General features: G+C 58.6%; 24 protein-coding genes. 14 read left to right on the forward strand and 10 right to left on the reverse strand.

Annotated elements, in window-relative coordinates; all coding sequences use genetic code 11:
- The first annotated feature begins 90 nt into the window (after positions 1 to 90).
- The 10 genes from gshB (at position 91) to Q1J43_RS04680 (ending at position 9,230) form a co-directional block, all read left to right on the forward strand.
- Positions 91 to 1,044 carry a glutathione synthase gene (gene gshB, locus Q1J43_RS04635; RefSeq protein WP_301101217.1) on the forward strand — a complete coding sequence of 318 codons (954 nt, stop codon included), beginning with the start codon at positions 91 to 93 and terminating at the stop codon, positions 1,042 to 1,044.
- Positions 1,026 to 2,066, forward strand: coding sequence for an FAD:protein FMN transferase (locus tag Q1J43_RS04640; RefSeq protein WP_301101218.1), 1,041 nt, complete (start codon positions 1,026 to 1,028; stop codon positions 2,064 to 2,066). The genes gshB and Q1J43_RS04640 overlap by 19 nt, the downstream gene beginning before the upstream one ends.
- A gap of 69 nt (positions 2,067 to 2,135) precedes the next feature.
- Positions 2,136 to 2,525 (forward strand): PTS fructose transporter subunit IIA, encoded by a 390-nt coding sequence (locus Q1J43_RS04645; RefSeq protein ID WP_301101219.1) that lies wholly within the window; start codon positions 2,136 to 2,138, stop codon positions 2,523 to 2,525.
- A gap of 24 nt (positions 2,526 to 2,549) precedes the next feature.
- A complete protein-coding gene (locus Q1J43_RS04650; RefSeq protein WP_301101220.1) occupies positions 2,550 to 2,819 on the forward strand; it encodes an HPr family phosphocarrier protein in 270 nt (89 codons plus the stop codon).
- A gap of 7 nt (positions 2,820 to 2,826) precedes the next feature.
- Entirely contained in the window at positions 2,827 to 4,569 is a 1,743-nt protein-coding gene (gene ptsP / locus Q1J43_RS04655) for a phosphoenolpyruvate--protein phosphotransferase (protein ID WP_301101221.1), read from the forward strand.
- A gap of 142 nt (positions 4,570 to 4,711) precedes the next feature.
- Entirely contained in the window at positions 4,712 to 5,839 is a 1,128-nt protein-coding gene (locus tag Q1J43_RS04660) for a homoserine O-acetyltransferase (RefSeq protein WP_301101222.1), read from the forward strand.
- A complete protein-coding gene (metW, locus tag Q1J43_RS04665) occupies positions 5,836 to 6,444 on the forward strand; it encodes a methionine biosynthesis protein MetW (protein ID WP_301101223.1) in 609 nt (202 codons plus the stop codon). The genes Q1J43_RS04660 and metW overlap by 4 nt, the downstream gene beginning before the upstream one ends.
- The gene (locus Q1J43_RS04670; RefSeq protein WP_301101224.1) at positions 6,444 to 7,739 is read left to right on the forward strand and encodes an AmpG family muropeptide MFS transporter; all 1,296 of its coding nucleotides are present in this window, start codon (positions 6,444 to 6,446) and stop codon (positions 7,737 to 7,739) included. Before metW ends, Q1J43_RS04670 begins: the two co-directional genes overlap by 1 nt.
- Complete coding sequence (locus tag Q1J43_RS04675; protein WP_301101225.1) at positions 7,732 to 8,460, forward strand: uracil-DNA glycosylase family protein; 729 nt, start codon at positions 7,732 to 7,734, stop codon at positions 8,458 to 8,460. The genes Q1J43_RS04670 and Q1J43_RS04675 overlap by 8 nt, the downstream gene beginning before the upstream one ends.
- Positions 8,461 to 8,687: 227 nt before the next feature.
- Positions 8,688 to 9,230: a flavin reductase family protein gene (locus Q1J43_RS04680; RefSeq protein ID WP_301101226.1), complete on the forward strand. Its 543-nt coding sequence runs from the start codon at positions 8,688 to 8,690 to the stop codon at positions 9,228 to 9,230.
- A gap of 340 nt (positions 9,231 to 9,570) precedes the next feature.
- Here Q1J43_RS04680 and Q1J43_RS04685 read toward each other — a convergent pair whose 3' ends face one another.
- The 10 genes from Q1J43_RS04685 to Q1J43_RS04730 all read right to left on the reverse strand — a co-directional run bounded on the left by Q1J43_RS04685 (position 9,571) and on the right by Q1J43_RS04730 (position 17,200).
- Positions 9,571 to 10,413, reverse strand: a complete 843-nt coding sequence (locus Q1J43_RS04685) for a PA4780 family RIO1-like protein kinase (protein WP_301101227.1) — start codon at positions 10,411 to 10,413, stop codon at positions 9,571 to 9,573.
- A 59-nt stretch (positions 10,414 to 10,472) separates the two neighbouring features.
- Positions 10,473 to 11,333 carry a class I SAM-dependent methyltransferase gene (locus Q1J43_RS04690; RefSeq protein WP_301101228.1) on the reverse strand — a complete coding sequence of 287 codons (861 nt, stop codon included), beginning with the start codon at positions 11,331 to 11,333 and terminating at the stop codon, positions 10,473 to 10,475.
- Positions 11,334 to 11,356: 23 nt separating this feature from the next.
- Entirely contained in the window at positions 11,357 to 11,488 is a 132-nt protein-coding gene (locus Q1J43_RS04695; RefSeq protein ID WP_301101229.1) for a hypothetical protein, read from the reverse strand.
- A 41-nt stretch (positions 11,489 to 11,529) separates the two neighbouring features.
- Positions 11,530 to 12,405 carry an SPFH domain-containing protein gene (locus tag Q1J43_RS04700; RefSeq protein WP_301101230.1) on the reverse strand — a complete coding sequence of 292 codons (876 nt, stop codon included), beginning with the start codon at positions 12,403 to 12,405 and terminating at the stop codon, positions 11,530 to 11,532.
- A gap of 184 nt (positions 12,406 to 12,589) precedes the next feature.
- Positions 12,590 to 13,708 carry a glutamate 5-kinase gene (gene proB, locus Q1J43_RS04705; protein ID WP_301101231.1) on the reverse strand — a complete coding sequence of 373 codons (1,119 nt, stop codon included), beginning with the start codon at positions 13,706 to 13,708 and terminating at the stop codon, positions 12,590 to 12,592.
- A gap of 2 nt (positions 13,709 to 13,710) precedes the next feature.
- Positions 13,711 to 14,805, reverse strand: coding sequence for an Obg family GTPase CgtA (gene cgtA, locus Q1J43_RS04710; protein WP_301101232.1), 1,095 nt, complete (start codon positions 14,803 to 14,805; stop codon positions 13,711 to 13,713).
- Between the two features lie 84 nt (positions 14,806 to 14,889).
- Positions 14,890 to 15,150 (reverse strand): 50S ribosomal protein L27, encoded by a 261-nt coding sequence (gene rpmA / locus Q1J43_RS04715; protein WP_301101233.1) that lies wholly within the window; start codon positions 15,148 to 15,150, stop codon positions 14,890 to 14,892.
- A gap of 18 nt (positions 15,151 to 15,168) precedes the next feature.
- A complete protein-coding gene (gene rplU, locus Q1J43_RS04720; protein ID WP_301101234.1) occupies positions 15,169 to 15,480 on the reverse strand; it encodes a 50S ribosomal protein L21 in 312 nt (103 codons plus the stop codon).
- Between the two features lie 146 nt (positions 15,481 to 15,626).
- Positions 15,627 to 16,724 carry a quinolinate synthase NadA gene (gene nadA / locus Q1J43_RS04725; RefSeq protein WP_301101236.1) on the reverse strand — a complete coding sequence of 366 codons (1,098 nt, stop codon included), beginning with the start codon at positions 16,722 to 16,724 and terminating at the stop codon, positions 15,627 to 15,629.
- A gap of 26 nt (positions 16,725 to 16,750) precedes the next feature.
- Positions 16,751 to 17,200 (reverse strand): rhodanese-like domain-containing protein, encoded by a 450-nt coding sequence (locus Q1J43_RS04730; RefSeq protein ID WP_301101237.1) that lies wholly within the window; start codon positions 17,198 to 17,200, stop codon positions 16,751 to 16,753.
- Between the two features lie 271 nt (positions 17,201 to 17,471).
- On the opposite strand from Q1J43_RS04730, the gene glnA reads away from it, so the two are divergent.
- The 4 genes from glnA (at position 17,472) to ntrC (ending at position 22,141) form a co-directional block, all read left to right on the forward strand.
- Positions 17,472 to 18,887 carry a type I glutamate--ammonia ligase gene (glnA, locus tag Q1J43_RS04735; protein WP_301101238.1) on the forward strand — a complete coding sequence of 472 codons (1,416 nt, stop codon included), beginning with the start codon at positions 17,472 to 17,474 and terminating at the stop codon, positions 18,885 to 18,887.
- A 153-nt stretch (positions 18,888 to 19,040) separates the two neighbouring features.
- Complete coding sequence (locus Q1J43_RS04740) at positions 19,041 to 19,550, forward strand: DUF4124 domain-containing protein (protein WP_301101239.1); 510 nt, start codon at positions 19,041 to 19,043, stop codon at positions 19,548 to 19,550.
- 35 nt (positions 19,551 to 19,585) lie between these two features.
- Positions 19,586 to 20,662, forward strand: coding sequence for a nitrogen regulation protein NR(II) (gene glnL / locus Q1J43_RS04745; protein WP_301101240.1), 1,077 nt, complete (start codon positions 19,586 to 19,588; stop codon positions 20,660 to 20,662).
- A 54-nt stretch (positions 20,663 to 20,716) separates the two neighbouring features.
- Positions 20,717 to 22,141 (forward strand): nitrogen regulation protein NR(I), encoded by a 1,425-nt coding sequence (gene ntrC, locus Q1J43_RS04750; RefSeq protein WP_301101241.1) that lies wholly within the window; start codon positions 20,717 to 20,719, stop codon positions 22,139 to 22,141.

A 22,141-nucleotide genomic window follows, 5' to 3' on the forward strand; every position in this document is an offset into this window, starting at 1 on the left:
TCTTGGTGAGTCTTTGTGTCTTGGTGACTTGGTGGTTTGCTTTTTCTCGTTAACCGAATACAAGCTTCGACACTAACAAGGAGTAGATTCATGCGTTTCGCTTTCATTCTCGATCCACTCGACTCTCTGAATGCCCACAAGGATTCAAGTATTGCCATGATGCGTGCCGCGCAGGATGCCGGGCATGCGGTGTGGACTATCCAGCAGCCGGCCATTCATTGGTCGGCGCTGCACGGGGTATGCGCCGAAGCGGTGCATCTGGAACTGCTTGAAGACGATGCGCAGTGGTTCGTCGAGATCGACCGCCATGTTGTCCCGCTGCGTGATTTCGCCGTCGTGGTGATGCGCAAGGATCCGCCCTTCAATATGGAATACGTCACCGCGACCTGGCTGCTGACATGCGCGGAGTCGGAAGGCGCACGCATTTTCAACCGGCCGCAGGCGCTGCGTGATCATTCCGAGAAGCTTTCGGTCATGGAGTTTCCTCAATTTTCCGTGCCGACGCTGGTCGCGCGCGACGCCGGGCTGATCCAGGCGTTTATCGACCGACAGGGCGACGCCATTCTCAAACCGCTCGACGGCATGGGCGGCAGCCAGATTTTCCGCGTCCGCCATGACGACCCGAACCGCAACGTGATTGTCGAGACGGTGCTGCACGAAGGCGCACGCACGATCATGGCGCAGCGCTACATCCCAGAGATTGCCGACGGTGACAAGCGCATTCTGATCGTCGGCGGCGAAGTCGTTCCCTATTGCCTGGCGCGCATTCCCAAGGCCGGTGAAACACGCGGCAATCTGGCGGCGGGTGGTATCGGCGTAGCACGCGAACTGACGGCGCGCGACCGCGAAATCGCGCAGACCTTAGCTCCCGTGCTTGCCGCACGCGGCCTGCTGCTGGTCGGCATCGACGTAATCGGCGACTGGCTGACCGAAATCAACGTCACCAGCCCGACCTGCATGGTTGAAATCTGTGATCAGTCCGGCTTTGACGCGGCGGTGATGTTCATTGTCGCGCTGGAGCGTCAATGTGCACTGCAAAGGTGAAGTTTTCAGGTTTATTCCTGCTCTGCGCTCTCACCGCCTGTAGCAAGGCGCCGCTGCATCAACAGGAATCCTTCGTTTTCGGCACCCGCGTCGAACTGTTAATCGCCGGGCTCGATGAAGCGCAGGCGCGTCCGGCGGCGGCCGCCGTGCTGCGTGAGTTCGACCGGCTGCATCGTACTTACCATGCCTGGAAGCCATCCGAACTGAGTGAGCTCAACGCCGCCATCGCGACCGGGAAGTCACCCTCGGCGAATCCCGAAATGGCGCTTCTGATCACCGACGCACAGCAGCTTTCGAAACTCGGTGACGGGCTTTTTGACCCTGGCATCGGCGGCCTGATCCGCCTGTGGGGGTTTCAGTCGGACGAATTCAAAGCCCAACTGCCCGACCCCGTGGCGCTTGCCCAATGGCGTGCAAGCAAGCCGGGCATCGCTGACCTGCGGCTTGCGGGAGGGCGTGTGAGCAGCAAAAACAAGGACGTTGCGCTTGATTTTGGCGGCTATCTCAAGGGCGTCGCGCTTGATCGTGCAGCGGATATCCTCAGAGCGCAGGGCGTCAATAACGCCCTGATCAATATCGGCGGCAACGTTATGGCGCTCGGCACCAAGAACGGCGAGCGCTGGCGGGTCGGCATCCAGCATCCGCGCCAACCGGGCCCTCTGGCCATGGTTGCGCTTGACGATGGCGAGGCGATTGGCACCTCTGGCGACTACCAGCGCTACTTCGAACTCGATGGCAAACGCTATTGTCACCTGCTTGACCCGCGTCGTGGCGAACCGGTCATGCACACGCAAGCGCTGACCGTGCTCATCACGCCGCGGCCGGCGGCCGGTACGCTCTCCGATGTGGCGTCCAAACCGCTGTTCATCGCTGGCGCCGACTGGCCGGCCCTGGCGAAACGGCTGGCCATCGACCAGGTGTTGCGCGTTGCCGCCGACGGACGCATAGAGGTCAGTACGGCACTGCACCGCCGTCTTGAGTTTGTCGAGGTTGAACCGAAAATGCTAAAAATCATCCCCTGAGCTAATTCCAGCACTTCCGAATACGCTGGAAACCCTTAGAATGTTGGCTGGTTTGCACAGGAACGCAAGATGATCGGCATTCTCCTGATAACGCACGGCACGCTCGGTGAAAGCCTGATTCAGAACGTCTGCCATGTTCTCAACAAACGCCCGCCACTGATCGGCCAGTTTGGCGTTGCCGCGCAGGATGATCCTCTGGACGTTCTGCCGATGGCCAGGCTGCTGCTCAATGAAGTCAATGGCGGTGCAGGGGTGCTGATCATGACCGATATTCTGGGCGCCACACCGTCTAATCTTGCGCTCAAGCTGCTCGAGCCAGACCTGGTCGAGGGCGTTGCCGGCGTTAATCTGCCAATGTTGCTGCGGGCCCTGACCTATCGCAAGAACGGTATGGAGACGCTTTTAAAAAAAGCCATTAGCGGCGGCCATGACGGAATCATTAACTTGCATCGGCACTAGCCGAATGACCAACAGGACACCTTGATGGCACGCGCCGAAATAGAGATTTCCAACAAACTGGGCTTGCACGCTCGCGCTTCGGCCAAACTTACGCAGCTGGCCGGTAGTTTCAATTCCGAAATCTGGATCGAGAAGGGGCCTCGACGAATCAATGCCAAAAGCATCATGGGCGTGATGATGCTGGCCGCCGGAAATGGATCGACTGTCGTTGTCGAGACCCTTGGTCACGATGAGCAACCGGCTCTCGAATCCATCCTCAAACTGATCGCTGACAAATTCGGCGAAGGGGAGTAGGCAAACCATGAGCTTCACTCTGCACGGGCTTGCCGTTTCGAGCGGCATTGCGATTGGCCAGGCGCATCTCATCTCGCAGGCCACGCTCGAGGTGTCGCACCTGGTCATCACCCCACGGATGGTGGAGAAAGAGGTCACGCGCTTTGAATCGGCGGTGACCCAAGTTCGCAACGAGTTCCAGTCGATGAAAATCGGCATGGAAAACTCGCCGACCGATATCGGCGCCTTCATCGACCTGCATCTGATGATCCTTGCCGATCCCGAATTGTCCGAAGTGCCCAAGCAGATTATTCGTGAACGGCGCTGCAACGCAGAATGGGCGATCGTGCAGCAGATGGAAGTGCTGGTCGCCCAGTTCGAGAAAATCGATGATATTTACCTGCGCGAGCGCAGTTACGACGTGCGCCAGGTGGTTGAACGCGTCGTCCGCGAACTCGTCGGTCGGCCAGGCCATGCGGCGGTCAAAGTACCGAAATCGACCAAGGGAGAAGCCCTGATTGTCGTTGCCCACGATCTTTCCCCGTCCGACGTTATGGCCTTCAAGGATCAGCATTTTGCCTCCTTTGTCACCGATGTCGGCGGCGCCACTTCGCATACGGCGATTCTGGCGCGCGGGATGGGAATCCCGGCGGTGCTTGGTCTGCACAACGCCCGCCAACTCATTCGCGACAAGGAAACACTCATTGTCGACGGCTCCCGCGGCGTGCTGATCGTCAACCCCGATGCGCGAGTCATCGAGGAATACACGCTCAAGAAGAGTCAGCTCGAAATCGAGCGCGCCAAGCTCAAACTCCTGAAAACCGCACGCGCGACAACGCTCGATCGTGTCAAAGTCGATCTGCTCGCCAACATTGAGGAGCCGAGCGATGTCGCTGCCATGCTTGAAAGCGGCGCTGACGGCGTCGGCCTGTTCCGTACCGAATTCATTTTTCTCGGTCGCGGCGACATGCCCAGCGAGGAGGAGCAGTTCGAGGCCTATCGCAAAGCCGTCAAAGGCATGCAGGGACGGCCAATAACGATTCGTACCTTTGACCTTGGCAACGACAAGAACCTGCAACCGGAGGACACGCTCGGCGAGCGGCAACGCGACAACCCGGCGCTTGGCCTACGCTCGATTCGCCTCTCGCTGGCCGATCCGAAATCCTTCCTGGCGCAATTGCGGGCCATTTTGCGCGTTTCAAAGTTGGGCAAGGTCAAGATCTTAATTCCCATGCTTTCGCACGCCATCCAGATTGACCAGACCCTGGCGCTCCTGGAACAGGCCAAGTCCAGCCTGCGCGGGGAAAAAATCACTTTCGACGAAAGCATCGAAATTGGCGGAATGATCGAGGTTCCGGCGGCCGCACTGGCGGTCGGCATGTTCCTCCGCCGCTTGAATTTTCTCTCCATCGGCACCAATGACCTGATCCAGTACACCCTGGCCATCGACCGTACCGACGAACAGGTTTCGAACCTCTATGACCCACTACATCCGGCCATACTGATGCTGTTGGCGCACGTTATCAGCACCGCCGAGAAGGTGCATATGCCGGTATCGATGTGCGGCGAAATGGCAGGCGACCCCAACCTGACCCGCCTGCTGCTGGGCATGGGTTTACGCCAGTTTTCGATGTACCCGGCGCAGATTCCGGCGGTCAAGCAGAGGATCAAGCAGAGCGACATTTCTGAAGTGACGCCGATCGTACGACGCATCCTGCGTCTTGAGGAGCCGGCGAAAATTCAGGAGCAGATCGAACGCCTCAATATGTGACGGGCACAGCACCAGGGAACAGCAGCTTCAAACCACAACGAACACAACGGGCACAACGAAAACCAAAAAACAAACGAGTCAAACTTTATCTTTCGCTTTCCTTGTGCCCGTTGTGGTTAACTACTCCCTTTAAGCATAAAATATGTCACCAAAAAATTCAGTCGGAGTCGTTGCTGCGCAACGGGTCCGTTTCGATGAGCCGATCGTTTTGAAAAGCGGCGCCGTGCTGCCCGGTTTTGAACTCGCCTTCGAAACCTATGGCGCGCTTAATGCGGCGCGTTCAAATGCCGTGCTGGTTTGCCACGCATTGTCCGGCGGCCATCACGTCGCCGGTGTTTATGCCGACAGGCCGAAGGATCTTGGCTGGTGGGACAACCTCATCGGCCCGGGTAAGCCGCTCGATACCAACAAGTTCTTTGTCGTCGGAGTCAACAATCTCGGCGGTTGCTACGGTTCAACCGGGCCGTTGTCGATCAATCCGGAAACCGGAAAACATTACGGTGCTGATTTTCCGATGGTCACGGTCGAGGACTGGGTTGCGGCGCATGCCCGGCTTGCCAACCACTTAGGCGTAGACACCTGGGCCGCAGTCATCGGTGGCAGCCTGGGCGGCATGCAGGCGCTCGAGTGGTCGTTGCAGTTTCCCGATCGCATCCGGCATGCCATGGTGATTGCCTCGGCACCCAAACTTTCAGCACAGAACATCGCCTTCAACGAAGTGGCCCGGCAGGCCATCATCTCCGACCCCGATTTTCGCGGCGGACATTACGCCGAACATGGTCTGGTGCCGACCAATGGCTTACGGCTGGCGCGCATGGTCGGCCACATCACCTACCTTTCAGACAGCCAGATGGGCGAGAAATTTGGCCGCCAGTTGCGCCATGGCGAGCATCGTTTCAGCTACGACGTCGACTTCGAGATCGAATCCTACCTGCGTTATCAGGGCGACAAGTTCGCCGGTTTTTTCGACGCCAACACCTATCTGATCACCACCAAGGCGCTCGACTATTTTGACCCGGCTTACGCCTATAACGGCGACCTAGCTGCGGCACTGGCGCGCGCCAAGGCCCGTTTTTTTGTCGCCAGCTTCTCAACCGACTGGCGCTTTGCCCCGGCTCGCTCGCGCGAAATCGTCTTCGCCCTGCTGCACAACCAGCGCCATGTCGCCTACGCCGAGATCGACTGCGACGCCGGGCATGACTCATTTTTGCTTGATGACGCCCACTATCACGCCGTGCTGCGCGCTTATCTGGAGAATATATCCGTATGAACTTTACGGCCAAAGAACGGGAGCGTTTCGACTTCGCCGTCATCGCCAACTGGATTCCGCCCGCTGAGCGGGTACTCGACCTCGGCTGCGGTGACGGACGATTGCTGCGCTATCTGCGCGAAACCAAGGGGGTCACCGGTTATGGCGTCGAGATCGATCCCCAGAGCGTACTCAACTGCATTCGCAACGACGTCGACGTGATCCAGATTGACATTGAAAGAGGGCTCTCGGGCTTTGAGAACCAGTCCTTCAATCACGTCATCATTTCCCAGGCCTTGCAGGCCATGCATGCCACCGAACGCATCCTGGGCGAGATGTTGCGTGTTGCCGAAGAGGCCGTCGTCAGTTTCCCGAATTTCGCCTATCGCGCCAATCGGGCAGCAATTGCGCAGGGGCACATGCCGGTGTCCGAGAATCTGCCTTATCAGTGGTACGAGACGCCAAACGTGCGCTTTTTCACCATCGCTGACTTTGAGGCGCTGTGCGGCAAGCTCGATATCAAAATCCGCGAACGCCTGGCTTTTGACGAAAACGGGCAAGAGGTGAACGACGACCCCAATCTGAATGGCAGCCTGGCCTTTTACCGTCTCGGTCAAAAAACCTGATGCCAGGGGAGTTGCCAGACGCTCTGCGCGTCTTGCTGACGCGCAAGATGTTGATCTGCGTGTTCACCGGTTTTAGCTCTGGCCTGCCGCTCTACCTGCTGCTTAATCTTCTCCCGGCATGGCTGCGCAGCGAGGGGGTCAATCTCAAAACCATCGGTTTTTTTGCTCTGGTCCAGATCCCCTACACCTGGAAGTTTCTCTGGTCTCCCTTCCTCGATCGTTATGCCCTGCCCCTGCTTGGCCGGCGGCGCAGCTGGGCCCTGCTCATGCAGATCAGCCTGCTGCTGTGCATCGGCCTGCTCGGCGGGTTTTCGCCGCGGGACAACATTGCTCCGGTGCTGTGGATCGCGACCTTGCTCGCACTTTTCTCCGCGACCCAGGACATCGCGCTCGATGCCTATCGGCGCGAGTTGCTCTCTGAACTCGAACTGGGCCTGGGCAACGCCGTGCATGTCAATGCTTACCGCGTCGCCGGGCTGGTCCCGGGTTCGCTGTCGCTGATTCTGGCCGACCTCTTGCCGTGGTCGCAGGTCTTCTGGATCACTGCCGCCTTCATGCTGCCCGGCATGGTTATGATCCTGCTGGTCAAAGAACCAGCCGCTGCCCATGCCGCGCCAAGAACCCTGCGTCAGGCCGTCGTCGAACCCTTCAATGAATTCATGGGGCGCGCCGGTTTGCATGGCGCGCTGCGGGTGCTGGCCTTCATTTTCCTCTACAAGCTCGGCGACTCGCTGTGCACCGCGCTGGCCACCCCCTTTTATCTCGACATGGGCTTCACGAAAACCGACGTCGGCCTGATCGCCAAGCACGCCGGCCTGTGGCCGGCAGTGATCGGCGGCCTGCTCGGCGGCCTGTGGATGGTACGCCTAGGAATCAATCGCGCGCTGTGGCTGTTCGGCGTCGTGCAACTCGTTTCGATTCTCGGCTTTGCGATGCTCGCCTGGCTCGGGCCGCAGACAGTCATCGGCGTCGACCAGCGTCTGGCGCTGGCCGCCGTCATCGGTGTCGAGGCGCTCGGCGTTGGCCTGGGCACCGCCGCCTTTGTCGCCTTCATTGCGCGCGCTACGCACCCGGCCTACACGGCCACCCAGTTTGCCTTGTTCACCAGCCTGGCCGCCGTCCCGCGCACCTTCATCAATGCCTCGGCAGGCGCTCTGGTCGAAAGTATGGGCTGGTTTCACTTCTTCCTGCTATGCACCGTGCTGGCGGTTCCCGGCATGCTGCTGCTATCGCGCGTGGCGCCGTGGAATACACCTCCGCCACCGCCCCCTGTAAAAGGAGTGCCCGTTGCCTGAGCAAACCATCGCCGAAACACTGATCGCCGCCGCCCGCGAATTGTCGGCCAGGGTCGAAAATCTCGCTTTCGCCCCACCCGTGTCACACCGCTACAATCCGCTCGACTACGCCTGGGCCCCGCATGAGTTGTATCTGCGCAGCTATGGCGCCAGTCGCAAGAAGGTGGTTTTCATTGGCATGAATCCTGGCCCCTTCGGCATGGTGCAATGCGGTGTTCCCTTTGGCGAAATCGCCGCCGTTCGCGACTGGATGGGAATCGAGGCCAAAGTCAAACAGCCGGAACGGGAAAACCCAAAACGTCCAATCGAGGGCTTTGCCTGCACCCGCTCCGAGGTCAGCGGCCGGCGCCTGTGGGGCCTGTTTGCCCAGCGTTTTGCCAGCGCCGACGACTTCTTCGCCGAGCATTTTGTCGCCAACTACTGCCCGCTAGCGTTTTTCGACGGCGGTCGCAACCTCACCCCGGACAAGTTGTCCGCCGCCGAAACGATGCCACTCTACGCAGCCTGCGACCAGCACCTCAGAGCGCTGATGACGGCGCTCGAACCGCAGTGGGTGATCGGCGTCGGTGGCTTTGCCGAAGCACGTGCAGCGCAGGCGCTGGACGGAATGGGTGTGCGCATCAGCAAGGTGCTGCACCCGAGCCCGGCCAGCCCGGCTGCCAACCGCGGCTGGGCCGAGGCGGCGACAAGGCAGATGACGGAGTTGGGAATCTGGGCCTGAGCCTTGAACCAGAAGAGCCCTTTTAAATGGGAGTTTGATTTCCATGAACGAATTCAGATTGCGCGCTGAAATAATTTTATGGCATATTTAATCGTCAAGAGAGAATCGGTCTCAGTTCGGCCATTTGACTACTCCACAACGGATGCTCGCGTCGGCTGTAATGCCCTATTGCGTCTCGCAGGCAACATCAAGCGCGCAAGCTTGGCATGGCTATCGGAGGTGCTCTCATGCGCCCGCTGAAACTGAGCAAGGCTTTTACTCTGATGGAGTCAGGGCCTGTGGTCCTTGTGACGACGCATGACGGGAAAAAAGACAACATCATGACTATTTCCTGGACCATGGTGATGGATTTCACTCCGGTATTTGCTATCACCACGGGTGAGTGGAATCACTCCTTCGCGGCGTTGCGAGAGAATCGGGAGTGCGTCATTGCCATTCCCACCGTCGACCTACTGGATAAGGTGGTTGGCATAGGGACGTGCTCCGGGGCGGATACAGACAAGTTTGCCCGGTTTAAGCTCACCCCAGTGCAGGCCAAGCTCGTCAGGCCGCCCTTGATCAAGGAGTGCCTCGCCAACATCGAGTGCAGGGTCATCGACATCATCCAAAAGCACAACATTGTCGTGTTAGAAGCGGTTGCCGCATACCTCGATACCACACGCAAGGAGAGGCGTATGGTTCACGCTGTTGGTGACGGAACGTTCATTGTCGACGGGCGCAAGATCGACCGGAAGGAGATGATGGCCTCCAAGCTCCCATCGGATATTTAGCGTTCATTGCCCAGCCCCCCGGCTCAAGTCGGCCGGATTCAGCCACTCCGTCGGGATGCGAGTATGCTGGCTCCGATTTATTTGAAGCGCGACAAACGACAATGTCACCGACAAAGAACCGCTAGGAGGTCAAAAATGGGACGGGGAACGGAGTTCTTCCGTTGTCTGCTGTTTGGCAGCATTTTCTGCTCATCAAGCACGAAAATTGGCGATCCAATTTAAACCACGCTCCGAGTATTCCGAGCGAAATTCATCATCTGAATGTGTTCTGCGTCAAACATCCCTGAATTGGGGATTTTAGTCCCTAAAATGGGGAGTATAAACCGTCAGGGATTGACTCTTATTCCTCCCGGCACATGCGGCGAATCTCGTTTTCCCTGATTGCCATCTCGACCTGCAACAGCACCGCATCGACGTCGGCGAGACTTTCGTCAAGCTCGACGCGGCCGGTCAAGGGCAGTTCTGGGGTCAGCAGGCCGCTTTCGTAGTGCGCCCAGATTTCCTTGCCGTACTGGCTGTCATTGAGCGAGGGGGCGAAGGCGCCAAAATAGCTGCGCAGGTTATTGACGTCGCGCGCTAGCAATTCGGCGGCGTTGCTGTTGCCCGCCGCATCGATCGCTTGCGGCAGGTCGATGATCACCGGGCCGTCGGCACCGACCAGGATGTTGTATTCGGAAAGGTCGCCGTGAATGACACCGGCGCAGAGCATGCGCACCACCTGATTGATGAGTATGTCATAAAATTTCAGCGCTAGTTCCTCGGAGAGTTCGACATCATTCAGACGCGGCGCCGGATGACCTTCAGCGTCGACCACCAGATCCATCAGCAAGACCCCCGCGAAGCAGATATGCGGCTGTGGAACCCGCACACCGGCGGCAGATAGGCGGTACAGGGCATCGACCTCGGCGCTTTGCCAGACTTCCTCCTGCATCTTGCGCCCGTAACGGCTGCCTTTTTCCATGGCGCGCGCCTGCCGGCTGTTCTTGACCTTGCGCCCTTCCTGGTAGGAAGCGTTATTGCGGAAGCTGCGCTGATTGGCTTCCTTGTAAACCTTGGCGCAACGGATATGCTCACCACAACGAACAACGTAGACGGTGGCCTCCTTGCCGCTCATTAGTTGGCCAATCACCTCGTCGACGAGGCCCTCTTCAACCATCGCGGCGAGTCTTTTCGGAGTTTTCATGAAATGGTCATGGTTTCGCTGTTTTTGGAAAATGGTTTCGAGGCGCGAGTGAGCTGAAGTCAAACATGCAGCAACGCAATTTTCAGCGGCGCCTGCCCGTCTGAGCTTGGAAAATCTGCTTCGGGCGCAATCCACTCGACGTCACGAATCCCTCTCCTGGCCTTGCGCGCGCTGCGTTCGAGTTGATCAAGCCAGGTTTCGGAGTTGACCTCGGCAACGTTATTGCAGCAGATCAGCGTGCCGCCTTCAGCGGTGCACAACAGCGCCGGCTTGAACAGTGCGGCATAATCGTTGACCAAATCGACGACGCCAAACGGGCTCTTGGCATAACGCGGCGGATCGAGAAATACGACGTCGAACTGGTGCGCATCGAGCTTGGGAAAGGGGGGCATGCGTTTTCCGCGCACCATCTGCGCCTGTCCCTGCCCGGAGAGCTGACGCAACGCGGCGAAGGCGTCGCTTTTGACGAAACGCAGGCGAATCGGCAAGTCGTTCAGACGCGCATTGTCCTTGCCGATGGCGATGCTCGCTTCGGAAAAGTCCACATTCACCACGTGCCGCGCGCCGGCCCTGGCGGCGGCAATACCGACGCCACAGGTATAGGCAAAGAGGTTGAGCAGCGATTTTCCGGCGCTTTCCTGCATCACACGGCGACGACCAGCACGCAGATCGAGGAAGAGCCAGGGGTCCTGCCCGGCGTGTCGCGCCTGAAAGCGATAATTGACGCCCATCTCCTGAAACTGGCGTAACTCGTGAGCGGCGGCAATACTCTCGGACGGCAGCGCATTGGCGATTCTCGAGTTGGCCTGGCTGCGATCGTTGTAAAACACGGGCAGTGCGGGAAATACGCCAGCGTAGAACGTTTCAAGTTCAGCCAGCAGACTCGCCTCCAGCGGTCGGTGGAAACTCTGCGCCAGCAATACGTCGCCATAGCGATCAACCGTCAGTCCGGCCCCCCCTCGACGCTGCCATGAAAGAGGCGGTAGGCATTGGTTTGCTCGGCGTGTAGTTGTTCAAGCAGGGTGTGGCGCGCGGCCAGGGCGGTACCCAGAAGATCGCTTAGATTGGCGGGCATTGGTGATTCCTCAATTGCGAGCAACTTGTGACTGCTCCAAGCTATCGCGACTGCGACATCGAGAGCACCGGTTGCGTCTCCGACTCGGAAACCAGTACGGTGAGTAGATTGCTGGCAAGCTGCACCCGATCGGCGTCGGACAGGGTGACCACGCCATCGGCCTGCAATTTGTCGAGCGCCATCTTGACCATGCCGACGGCGCCTTCGACGATCAGCTGGCGTGCGGCAATGACCGCTGCGGCCTGCTGCCGGCGCAGCATCGCGGCAGCGATTTCCGGGGCGTAGGCGAGGTGGGTGATCTTAGCTTCGATGATTTCCAGCCCGGCCAGTTCGACGTGTAACTGGATCGTTTCGGTGAGCATTTGCGCTACAGCGACAAGATCGCCACGCAATGAGTTTTGTCCATGCGGGTCGCCGTCGTAGAAACGTGTGCTGCTTACTGCACGGATCGCCGACTCGCCTTGGATGGCGAGGAAGGCGGCATAGTCTTCAACCTCGAAGCTGGCTTTGGCGGTATCGTTAACGCGCCAGGCGATGACAGCAGCAACTTCGATCGGGTTGCCGGCCATGTCATTGACCTTGAGCGTCGGGGTGTTGAGATTGACGACGCGCAACGAGATGTTCTGCCGTCGGCTGAAGGGGTTGAACCAGCAGAAGCCACCCTCGCGAATGGTTCCGGAATAGCGCCCGAAGAAGATCAGCACACCGGCAATATTTGGCTGCAGAATGACGAAGCCCTTGCTCAGAAATCCGAGCAGCAGGATGCTGAGCAGCCCGGCGAGGGGCAGTTCACCGCGAAACAGAATGCTGCCGATAAAAAACCGGACAACCCCTGCCAGTGCCAGCAGCCATAAAAAAAGCGCCAGCCAACCGGAGAGATAGTGCGCTTTTCGTTCAGAGATCGTTTTGCTGCCCATAGTGTTCTCCCGTAACAATCGTGCCGCTATTATCCCCCTTGAACGATCGGCAACCGTTAGAGAATTCGCCCTAACTGGCCGGCCTGAGCCACGGCAAGTTCTACCGCGGATTGAACACCTGAAACAGGCAAGCGAAGACCGTAAGAAACGGTGATCGACCCGTTTCAGAATCTGCGTCGCCCGATCAGCGAAGAATAAGGTTGTCGCGGTGAACGATTTCGGGCTCGTCGATATAACCGAGAATCGCTTCGATGTCCTGGCTGGCGCGCCGGGCAATCCGTCGCGCGTCGCTGCTGCCGTAGTTGATGAGGCCACGGGCGACCTCGACGCCATCTGCTGAGAGGCAGGCAACAGCAGCGCCACGCTCGAATTCGCCCTGAACGCCGAGCACGCCGATTGGCAGCAGGCTTCTTCCCGCGCGCAGCGCCTTGACGGCACCGTCGTCGAGAACAAGTTTTCCATTAAGCAGCAGGTGATCGGCCAGCCATTGCTTGCGTGCATTGAGTGGCTGGGTCTCAGACACCAGCAGGGTGCCGAGGGATTCGCCAAGCGCCAGCCGCGGCATGACGTTCTGCTCACGCCCACTGGCGATGACGGTGTGTGTGCCACTGCTGGCCGCGCGTTTGGCAGCGATAACTTTGGTGATCATGCCGCCCTTGCCGAATTGCGTTCCGGCGCCACCGGCCATGGCTTCCAGCGCCGGGTCGCCGGCACGGGCTTCGGCAATCAGCGAGGCGCTCAAGTCCTTGCGCGGATCTGCGGTAAACAGCCCCTGCTGGTCGGTGAGGATGATCAGACAATCGGCGTCGACCAGATTGGCAACCAGTGCGCCGAGCGTGTCGTTGTCACCGAACTTGATTTCGTCAGTAATGACTGTGTCATTTTCGTTGATGATTGGCACCACTCCCAATTGGAGCAGGGTGGACAGGGTTGAGCGCGCATTCAGGTAGCGCTTACGGTCGGCGAGGTCGTCGTGTGTGAGCAGGATCTGAGCAGTGTGCAATCCGTGGCTGGCAAAAGCGCTTTCATAGACCTGCGCTAGCCCCATCTGGCCGACCGCAGCACAGGCCTGAAGTTCATGCACCGCGCGCGGACGTTTGCTCCAGCCAAGGCGCTGCATACCACAGGCAATGGCGCCCGAGGACACCAGAAGAACCTCCTTGTTGCTCTGCCGCAACTGGGCAATTTGCCGCGCCCATTCGTTGATGGCTGATAGATCGAGGCCCTCGCCATTGTTGGTGACGAGGGCTGAGCCTACCTTGATGACAAGTCGTTTTGCTTCAGCGATGCGGGTCGGGGCCATGGCTAGGTGTTTGCGTCGTCGTTTTCTAAATCTTCCGGGAAATGCTCGTCAAGCGCAGTATCGGCCATCGGGGGCGGCGGGGCCAAAGTGTCGAGCGCGTCCTGCAATTTGTAGATCAAGGGACGGCAGCCTTCGCCGCTGATCGCGCTGATCCGGAAAAAGGGGGCGTTATCACCATCACCGTAGGCGGTCAGAAAGTCGCTGACACGCTGGTCACGTTCGTCTTCGGGGATCAGGTCCAGTTTGTTGAGAACCAGCCAGCGTGGCTTGGCCGCAAGTTCGGGGCTGTATTTTTCAAGTTCCCTGACAATCGCACGGGCGTCATGAACCGGATCGGCTTCCGGGTCGGGCGGTGCTAGATCGACAATGTGCAGCAGCACGCGCGTGCGTGCCAAGTGTTTGAGAAAGCGGATGCCCAGGCCGGCGCCTTCGGCTGCCCCTTCAATCAGGCCGGGAACGTCGGCGATAACAAAACTCTTGTTTTCATTGACGCGAACCACGCCCAGATTCGGGTGCATGGTGGTGAAAGGGTAATCGGCAACCTTCGGACGCGCCGCCGAGACGGCACGGATAAAAGTGCTCTTGCCGGCATTGGGCAGGCCGAGCAGACCCACATCGGCGAGTACGCGCAGTTCCATGCGCAGATCGCGCTCTTCGCCCGGCTCACCCTTGGTGAATTGGCGAGGTGCGCGATTGATGCTTGACTTGAAATGGATGTTGCCGAGGCCGCCACGACCGCCTTTGGCGATCAGAACCGTCTTGCCGTCAACGTCGAGGTCGGCGACGATCTTGTCGCTGTTGACGTCGGCAATCACGGTGCCGACCGGCACGTGCAGGGTGATGTCGTCGCCGCCTTTGCCGTAGCAATCGCTCGACGCCCCGTTGCCACCGCGCTGGGCAAGGAATTTCCGAGAGTAACGGAATTCGATTAGGGTATTGAGATTGCGATCGGCGACCGCATAAACACTGCCACCGCGGCCGCCGTCACCGCCATTTGGACCACCTTCCGGCTCGTACTTCTCGCGCCGGAAGGTTGCGGCGCCGTTGCCGCCGTCGCCGGCTGCAACGTAAATTTTGGCCTCGTCGATGAATTTCATGAAACGGTTCCGTGGTGGATTCGGTCTGCGAAATTAAAAAGCCCTACCAACAGGATAGGGCTTTTGGGCAGAGGTGTTACGCGATCAGGCAACAGGAGCGATACTGACCGTGCGCCGACGCTTTTCACCTTTGACGGCAAATTGAACGTGACCTTCAACCAGTGCGAACAAGGTGTGATCCTTGCCCATGCCAACGTTTTCACCCGGGTGAAACTCGGTGCCACGCTGGCGAATGATGATATTACCGGCAACCACCAACTGTCCGCCGTAACGCTTTACGCCAAGACGCTTCGACTCGGAGTCGCGACCGTTCCGGACACTGCCGCCTGCTTTTTTATGTGCCATGAGTCAGTTTCCTTTCAGTTAAGCCGCGATGCCGTCGATGCGGATTTCGGTGTAGTTTTGACGGTGGCCCTGATGCTTCTGATAATGCTTGCGGCGACGCATTTTGAAGATCGTGACCTTGTCGTGACGGCCTTGTGAAAGCACAGTCGCCTTGACTGAAGCACCGGTAAGCAGGGGAGTGCCGACTTGCACGGACTCGCCTTCGCCTACCATGAGGATCTGGTCAAGAGTGATTTCTGCGCCAACTTCTGCCGGTATCTGTTCTATTTTCAATTTTTCGCCGGTGACAACGCGATATTGCTTGCCCCCGGTTTTTATGACCGCGTACATGTTGGACTCCAAAGAACAAAGTAAAGTGTTAAGAAGAACCGCGCATTATACGCGATTTCCTTGCGATGCAAAAAATTGAAAATACTCCCAGAGCGCAAGCTCGAAGAAATCGAGCGCTTTCTGACCGAGGCCGAAGCGCCCCAAGCCTACGATGCCTTTAGCATCCTATCGAGCGCCAGCCGGGCGAGGCCGGCTTCGTGATCTGGCACCTTGATCTGGTTGACGACATTGTCTTCGGCCAGATTTTCCAGCACCCACGCCAGGTGCTGCGGGTCGATGCGCTGCATCGTCGAGCACATGCAAACGGTCGGCGCCATGAACTGGACGGTCTTGCCTTCGAGCTTTACTTCTTCGGCCAGCCGATTGACCAGATTGAGTTCAGTACCAACCAGCCAGCGCGTGTTTGGCGCGGCCTCTTTGATGGTCTTGACGATCAGTTCAGTCGATCCGACGAAGTCCGACTGCTTGCATACCTCGAAGCTGCACTCGGGGTGAGCGATGACCAACCCGTCCGGGTGCTGGTTGCGGAACTTCAAGATGTGCGCTGGCTGGAACATCTGGTGCACGGAGCAATGGCCTTTCCAGAGCAGCAGCCTGGCTTGGCGGATTTGCTCCGGAGTCAGCCCACCCATTTCGAGATCGGGATCCCAGACCATCATTTCGTCGAGCGGGATTCCCATTTTGTAACCCGTCCAGCGGCCCAGATGCTGGTCGGGGAAGAACAGGATCTTCTCGCGCCGGGCGAACGCCCATTGGGCAATCCTTTCCGCATTCGACGAGGTGCATACAATGCCGCCATGGTCGCCGCAAAAGGCTTTCAAGTCAGCCGCCGAGTTGATGTAGGTCACCGGGGTGAACATCTCATCGGCGCTCAACACCTCGTTCAGTTCGCGCCAGCAGCGTTCGACCTTGGCCAGATTGGCCATGTCGGCCATCGAGCAACCGGCCGCCAGATCGGGCAGAATCGCCTTCTGGTGCGGTTTCGACATGAAGTCGGCGACCTCGGCCATGAAATGCACGCCGCAGAAAACGATATAGTCGGCGTCGGTCTGCGAGGCCAGGCGCGAGAGCTTGAGCGAGTCGCCGGTCAGGTCGGCGTATTGATAGACATCGGCGCGCTGGTAGTGGTGACCGAGAATGACCGCACGCTGGCCAAGTTTGGCGCGAGCGATGCGAATACGCTCGTGGCAGGCGGCATCCTGCAATTGGTTGAATTTGTCGAAATTAATGCTGGCGGTCTTCATTGACTGATCTCGGATCGTCGGCGCGGTCAGCTTTTCCAAGGCAGGCCGGCGTGGCGCCAACCGCCAGTCTTTCCGCGCTGTCCGTTGGCGTCCTTGTCGCCCTCGAAGCCTTCAAGTACGTTGTAGGACGCGCTATAGCCGGCCTGGCTGGCGAGGCAGGCGGCGTTGTGCGAGCGCGCGCCGCTGCGGCAAATAAACATGACCAGCGCTTCCGGGTCGACCTGTTGCTTGAGCTGGGCGAGGAAATGGCTGTTGGGCTGATTCACCGGGTAGCTCATCCACTCAATTTCCTCGGCCCCCGGAATTCTGCCAACCCAATCCCACTCGGCACGGGTGCGGACATCGACGAGTTTGGCGCCGGGGGCCAACTGCCCAATTTCGAAGGCTTCTTTTGGCGTCAGGGCGCCGGCATAGGGCAGTCCGAGTTCGCGCGCGCGCGCCTGGGCGAGATTAAGAAGTTCGGTAAGCTTTCCCATGATGGCAAGGTCCAGATTTAAGAGTTCAAAGTATAAATCAGTTGCCCCACCCGTGCCGGTCCTGGAACATACACGGCAAGGCACTGTTATGGTGCAAAACTTGAATACAGCGCACCATGTGGACGCGGAAAAATACTCCGGGCAAGCCATAATGCCTTATGGCACAATGCCACGTTGCCCGCGCGTGAGTTGGCATGGATTCTGCTGATACCGAGAGCACCTTTTTCTATTGTCGCCGGATTCACCGGCATCCGCTGAGGAGATTTTGCATATGGCAAGCCCGCAAGACGTAATCAAGATGGTCAAGGAAAACGACGTCAAGTTTGTTGATTTCCGTTTCACCGATACCCGTGGCAAGGAACAGCACGTCACCGTTCCGGTCAGCGCCTTTGGCGAAGACAAGTTTGAGAACGGCCACGCTTTCGACGGTTCTTCAATTGCCGGCTGGAAGGGTATTCAAGCCTCTGACATGCAGTTGATGCCTGACCCCACGACCGCTTACATCGACCCCTTCTTCGACGAAACAACCCTTGTTTTGACCTGTGATGTTGTCGATCCGGCCGATGGTCGTGGTTACGATCGCGATCCGCGCTCGATCGCCAAGCGCGCTGAAGCTTATCTGAAATCCACCGGTATCGGCGACACCGCCTTTTTTGGTCCGGAACCCGAATTTTTCATCTTCGACTCGGTCGAGTGGAGCGTCGATATGTCCGGTTGCAACCTGAAAATCTATTCTCAGGAAGCGGCCTGGACTTCGGGTGAGAAGAGCGATGGCGGCGGCGGTTCGGGGCACCGTCCAACAGTCAAAGGCGGCTATTTCCCAGTGCCGCCGGTCGATAGCCTGCACGATATCCGTTCGGCCATGTGCCTGACACTGGAAAGCCTCGGCGTTCCGGTTGAAGTGCATCACCACGAAGTGGCCACCGCCGGTCAGTGCGAAATCGGCACCCTGTTTAGCACACTGGTCAAGCGCGCCGACTGGACGCAGATCCTCAAATACGTGGTGCATAACATTGCCCACCAGTACGGCAAGACGGCGACCTTCATGCCCAAGCCCATCGTCGGCGACAACGGCTCGGGAATGCACGTGCACCAGTCGATCTGGAAGGATGGCAAGAACCTGTTCGCCGGCAACGGCTACGCCGGCCTGTCTGAACTGGCGCTCTTCTATATTGGCGGTATCATCAAGCATGCCAAGGCGCTCAATGCCATCACTAATCCGGGCACCAATTCGTACAAGCGTCTGGTTCCGCATTACGAAGCGCCGGTCAAGCTGGCGTACTCGGCCAAGAACCGCTCGGCGTCGATTCGTATTCCGCACGTTGCCTCCGACAAAGCGCGCCGCATCGAAACCCGCTTTCCGGATCCGATCGCCAATCCTTACTTATGCTTCACGGCCTTGCTCATGGCCGGCCTGGACGGCATCCAGCACAAGATTCACCCCGGCGATGCTGCCGACAAGAACCTCTACGATCTGCCGCCAGAAGAAGATGCGAAAATCCCGACCGTTTGCGCCAGCCTTGAAGAAGCTCTGTCCGAACTCGACAGGGATCGCGACTTCCTAACGCAAGGTGGTGTCTTCTCCAACGACTGGATCGATGCCTACATCGAACTGAAAATGGACGAGGTCAACAAGATTCGCATGACGACCCACCCGGTCGAATTCGATTTGTACTACAGTTGCTAATGCGTTATTAGCCGAGCAGGCAGGAAAGGACGGGCGTGCCCGTCCTTTTTTTGTGCACCGTCCGTGTGCTTGCGGCGTTTGTAATTCACCGGGTCATCCCATACACTGCTCTTCGTAGTCGACTTCAGGCCACCACCAACGGACAGGAACACGATGAATTCCCAAAAGCTGTATTTTCCGGTCGCATTGTTTTTTCTGGCCGCGATGCCGGTACAGGCGGATGTCATGTATCAGTGCGTTGACGAAAGTGGGCACAAATCGTTCTCAAACATCAAGTCCTCCGCCAAGGGCGCCAAATGCACGGCTATGGATCTAGGCACCCCCGCCGCTGTTCCAGCACCAGCGCCCAGGGCGGCAGTAAAACCGTCGACGCCAGCAACTTTTCCGAAGGTTGACGACACGACGCAGAAGGCGCGCGATACGGATCGCCGGCGTATTCTCGACAGCGAGTTGGCGGCCGAGCAGAGAAATCTCGAAGAGGCCAGGAAGGAACTTGCCGAGCAGGAGGCGACCGTACTGCCCAATGAACGCATGCAGAATAAAGGCGGTGGCGGCATCAGTGGCGGCAAGATTGATGAGCGGGTGCAGCCTTACCGGGACAAGGTGGCTTTGCACGAGCGCAATATCGAGGCTATCCAGAAAGAGATTTCCAAGCTGCGCTGATCCTGGCCTGGCACTGTCACTGGTCCCTGAAGAAAATGCCTGACCCCTCGCTCAATCCATTCGGCGGGCTTGACCTGCTGTCCTCGTCAGTGGTGCTGCTCGACGAGAATTTTGCCATCCGTTACATGAATTCCGCTGCGGAGAATCTGCTGGCGATCAGCAGCAAGACCTTTGTCGGATGTCGCCTGGACAGCGTTGTTGAATGCCCGGGCGCACTCCAGGATGCGCTCGAAAATACCTTCGCGCAGGGCTGGAGTTATACCGGCCAGAGCATCACGTTCAAGCGCAATGATGGGGTGGTCCTACATCTGAACTGTACGGTCAACCCGACCGATTCGCCGCAGGCGCGCCTGCTCGTCGAGTTGTGGCCGATCGATCAACAACTCAAGGCCTCGCGTGAAGAGCGTCAGATTACCGATCAACTGGCGAGCCGCGAACTGATCCGCAACCTGGCGCACGAAATAAAGAACCCGCTGGGGGGCATCCGCGGTGCGGCGCAGTTGCTCGAACACGAGCTTAACAACCCGGGCCTGCGTGAATACACCCAGGTCATCATCAAGGAAGCTGATCGCCTGCAGGATCTGATGAAGCGGCTGCTTTCGCCGCATCGGCCGATGCAGCCGGGGCCGGTCAATATTCACGAAATACTCGAACGGGTGCGCAGCCTGTTGACCGCCGAATTCCCGCAGACGCTTAGCGTCCGCCGCGATTATGACACCAGCCTGCCAGAACTGGTGGGTGATCGCGAGCAACTGATTCAGGCCGTTCTCAATATCGCGCGCAATGCCGCGCAGGCCATCAAGGCGTCGCTTGGCGGCGAGCCCTCGGTCGGCCAGATCACGCTGCGCACCCGGGTCGGCCGGCAGGTTACGCTGGCCAAACGGCGCTACCGGCTGGCGCTCGAATTACAGGTGATCGACAACGGCCCGGGAATTCCGGATGACATTCGTGAGCGCATGTTCTATCCGCTGGTTTCCGGTCGCCAGGGCGGCAGCGGCCTTGGCCTGACCCTGGCACAGAGCTTTGTTCAGCAGCATCAGGGAACGATCGAGTGCGAGAGCCGTCCGGGCTACACCTGCTTCACGATTCGCATGCCGCTAATCACGGGGTGATGGCAAGCTAATTGCTACAGCTTACGCATCCTCTTCATGATGTCTGATAAAACAATGAAACCTGTCTGGATCGTCGACGACGACAAGTCAATTCGCTGGGTGCTCGAAAAGACCCTTGCCCGAGAGCAGGTGCCCTTCCGCAGTTTTTCCTCGGCCAGCGAAGCGCTTTCGCAACTCGATCTGGGCACCGAACCTCCACAGGTGCTGGTCTCGGACATTCGCATGCCGGGTGAATCGGGGCTTGAGCTGCTCAAACAGGTCAAGCTGCGCTTCCCCTCGCTGCCGGTCATCATCATGACCGCCTACTCGGATCTGGACAGCGCGGTCGCCGCTTTTCAGGGCGGAGCGTTCGAGTATTTGCCAAAACCCTTTGATGTCGACCAGGCGCTGGAGCTGATCCGCCGGGCCATTGACGAGAGCTTGCACCAGATTGATGCGTCGAGCGAAATTGGCCTGGTGCCCGAGATTCTTGGTCAGGCGCCGGCTATGCAGGAAGTTTTTCGGGCTGTTGGCCGCCTGAGTCAGTCAAACGCGACGGTGATGATCACTGGCGAATCGGGTTCGGGCAAGGAACTGGTCGCTCGTGCCGTGCATCGACACAGTCTGCGTTCAGACAAACCCTTCATCGCCATCAATACGGCGGCGATTCCCAAGGATCTGCTCGAATCCGAGCTTTTTGGTCACGAACGCGGCGCTTTTACCGGCGCCGCAGCACAGCGGCGCGGACGTTTCGAACAGGCCGAGGGCGGTACGCTTTTTCTCGACGAGATCGGCGACATGCCCGCCGAATTGCAGACACGCCTGCTGCGCGTGCTTTCCGACGGCAACTATTACCGTGTCGGCGGGCATTCGCCGATCAAGGCCAATGTCCGCATCATTGCGGCAACCCATCAAAATCTCGAAACCCGAGTCAAGGAAGGCTTGTTTCGCGAAGATCTTTTCCACCGTCTCAACGTGATTCGCGTGCGTCTGCCGAGCCTGCGTGAGCGGCGCGAGGATATTCCGATCCTGGCCCGTCATTTTCTGCACAAAAGCGCGCAGGATCTTGGGGTCGAAGCCAAACGCTTTTCCGAGGCGGCACTCAGACATCTTGCGTCGCTCGATTTTCCAGGCAATGTGCGACAACTGGAAAACATCTGTCACTGGCTCACCGTCATGGCTCCGGGGCAACTGGTTGATCTGGCCGACCTGCCCGCTGAACTGCGCGATTCGTCGCTACTGTCCACGACGTTCGACTGGGAGAGCGGACTGGCCATGGAAGTTGACCGTTTGCTCGCCGGCAGTGTTGGCCAGGTTCACGAGAAACTGATCAGCAGCTTTGAGCGCGTCCTGATTGCACGGGCGCTGGCCCACACCGGAGGGCGGCGGATCGAAGCAGCGCAGGCTCTGGGCATCGGCCGTAACACCATTACGCGCAAGATCCAGGAACTGGGTCTGGACAGTGAGCGGAGCAACAATCCAGAACCCGCGCCAGGATAA

This window comes from Propionivibrio sp., assembly GCF_029255185.1.
Taxonomy (GTDB): domain Bacteria; phylum Pseudomonadota; class Gammaproteobacteria; order Burkholderiales; family Rhodocyclaceae; genus Propionivibrio.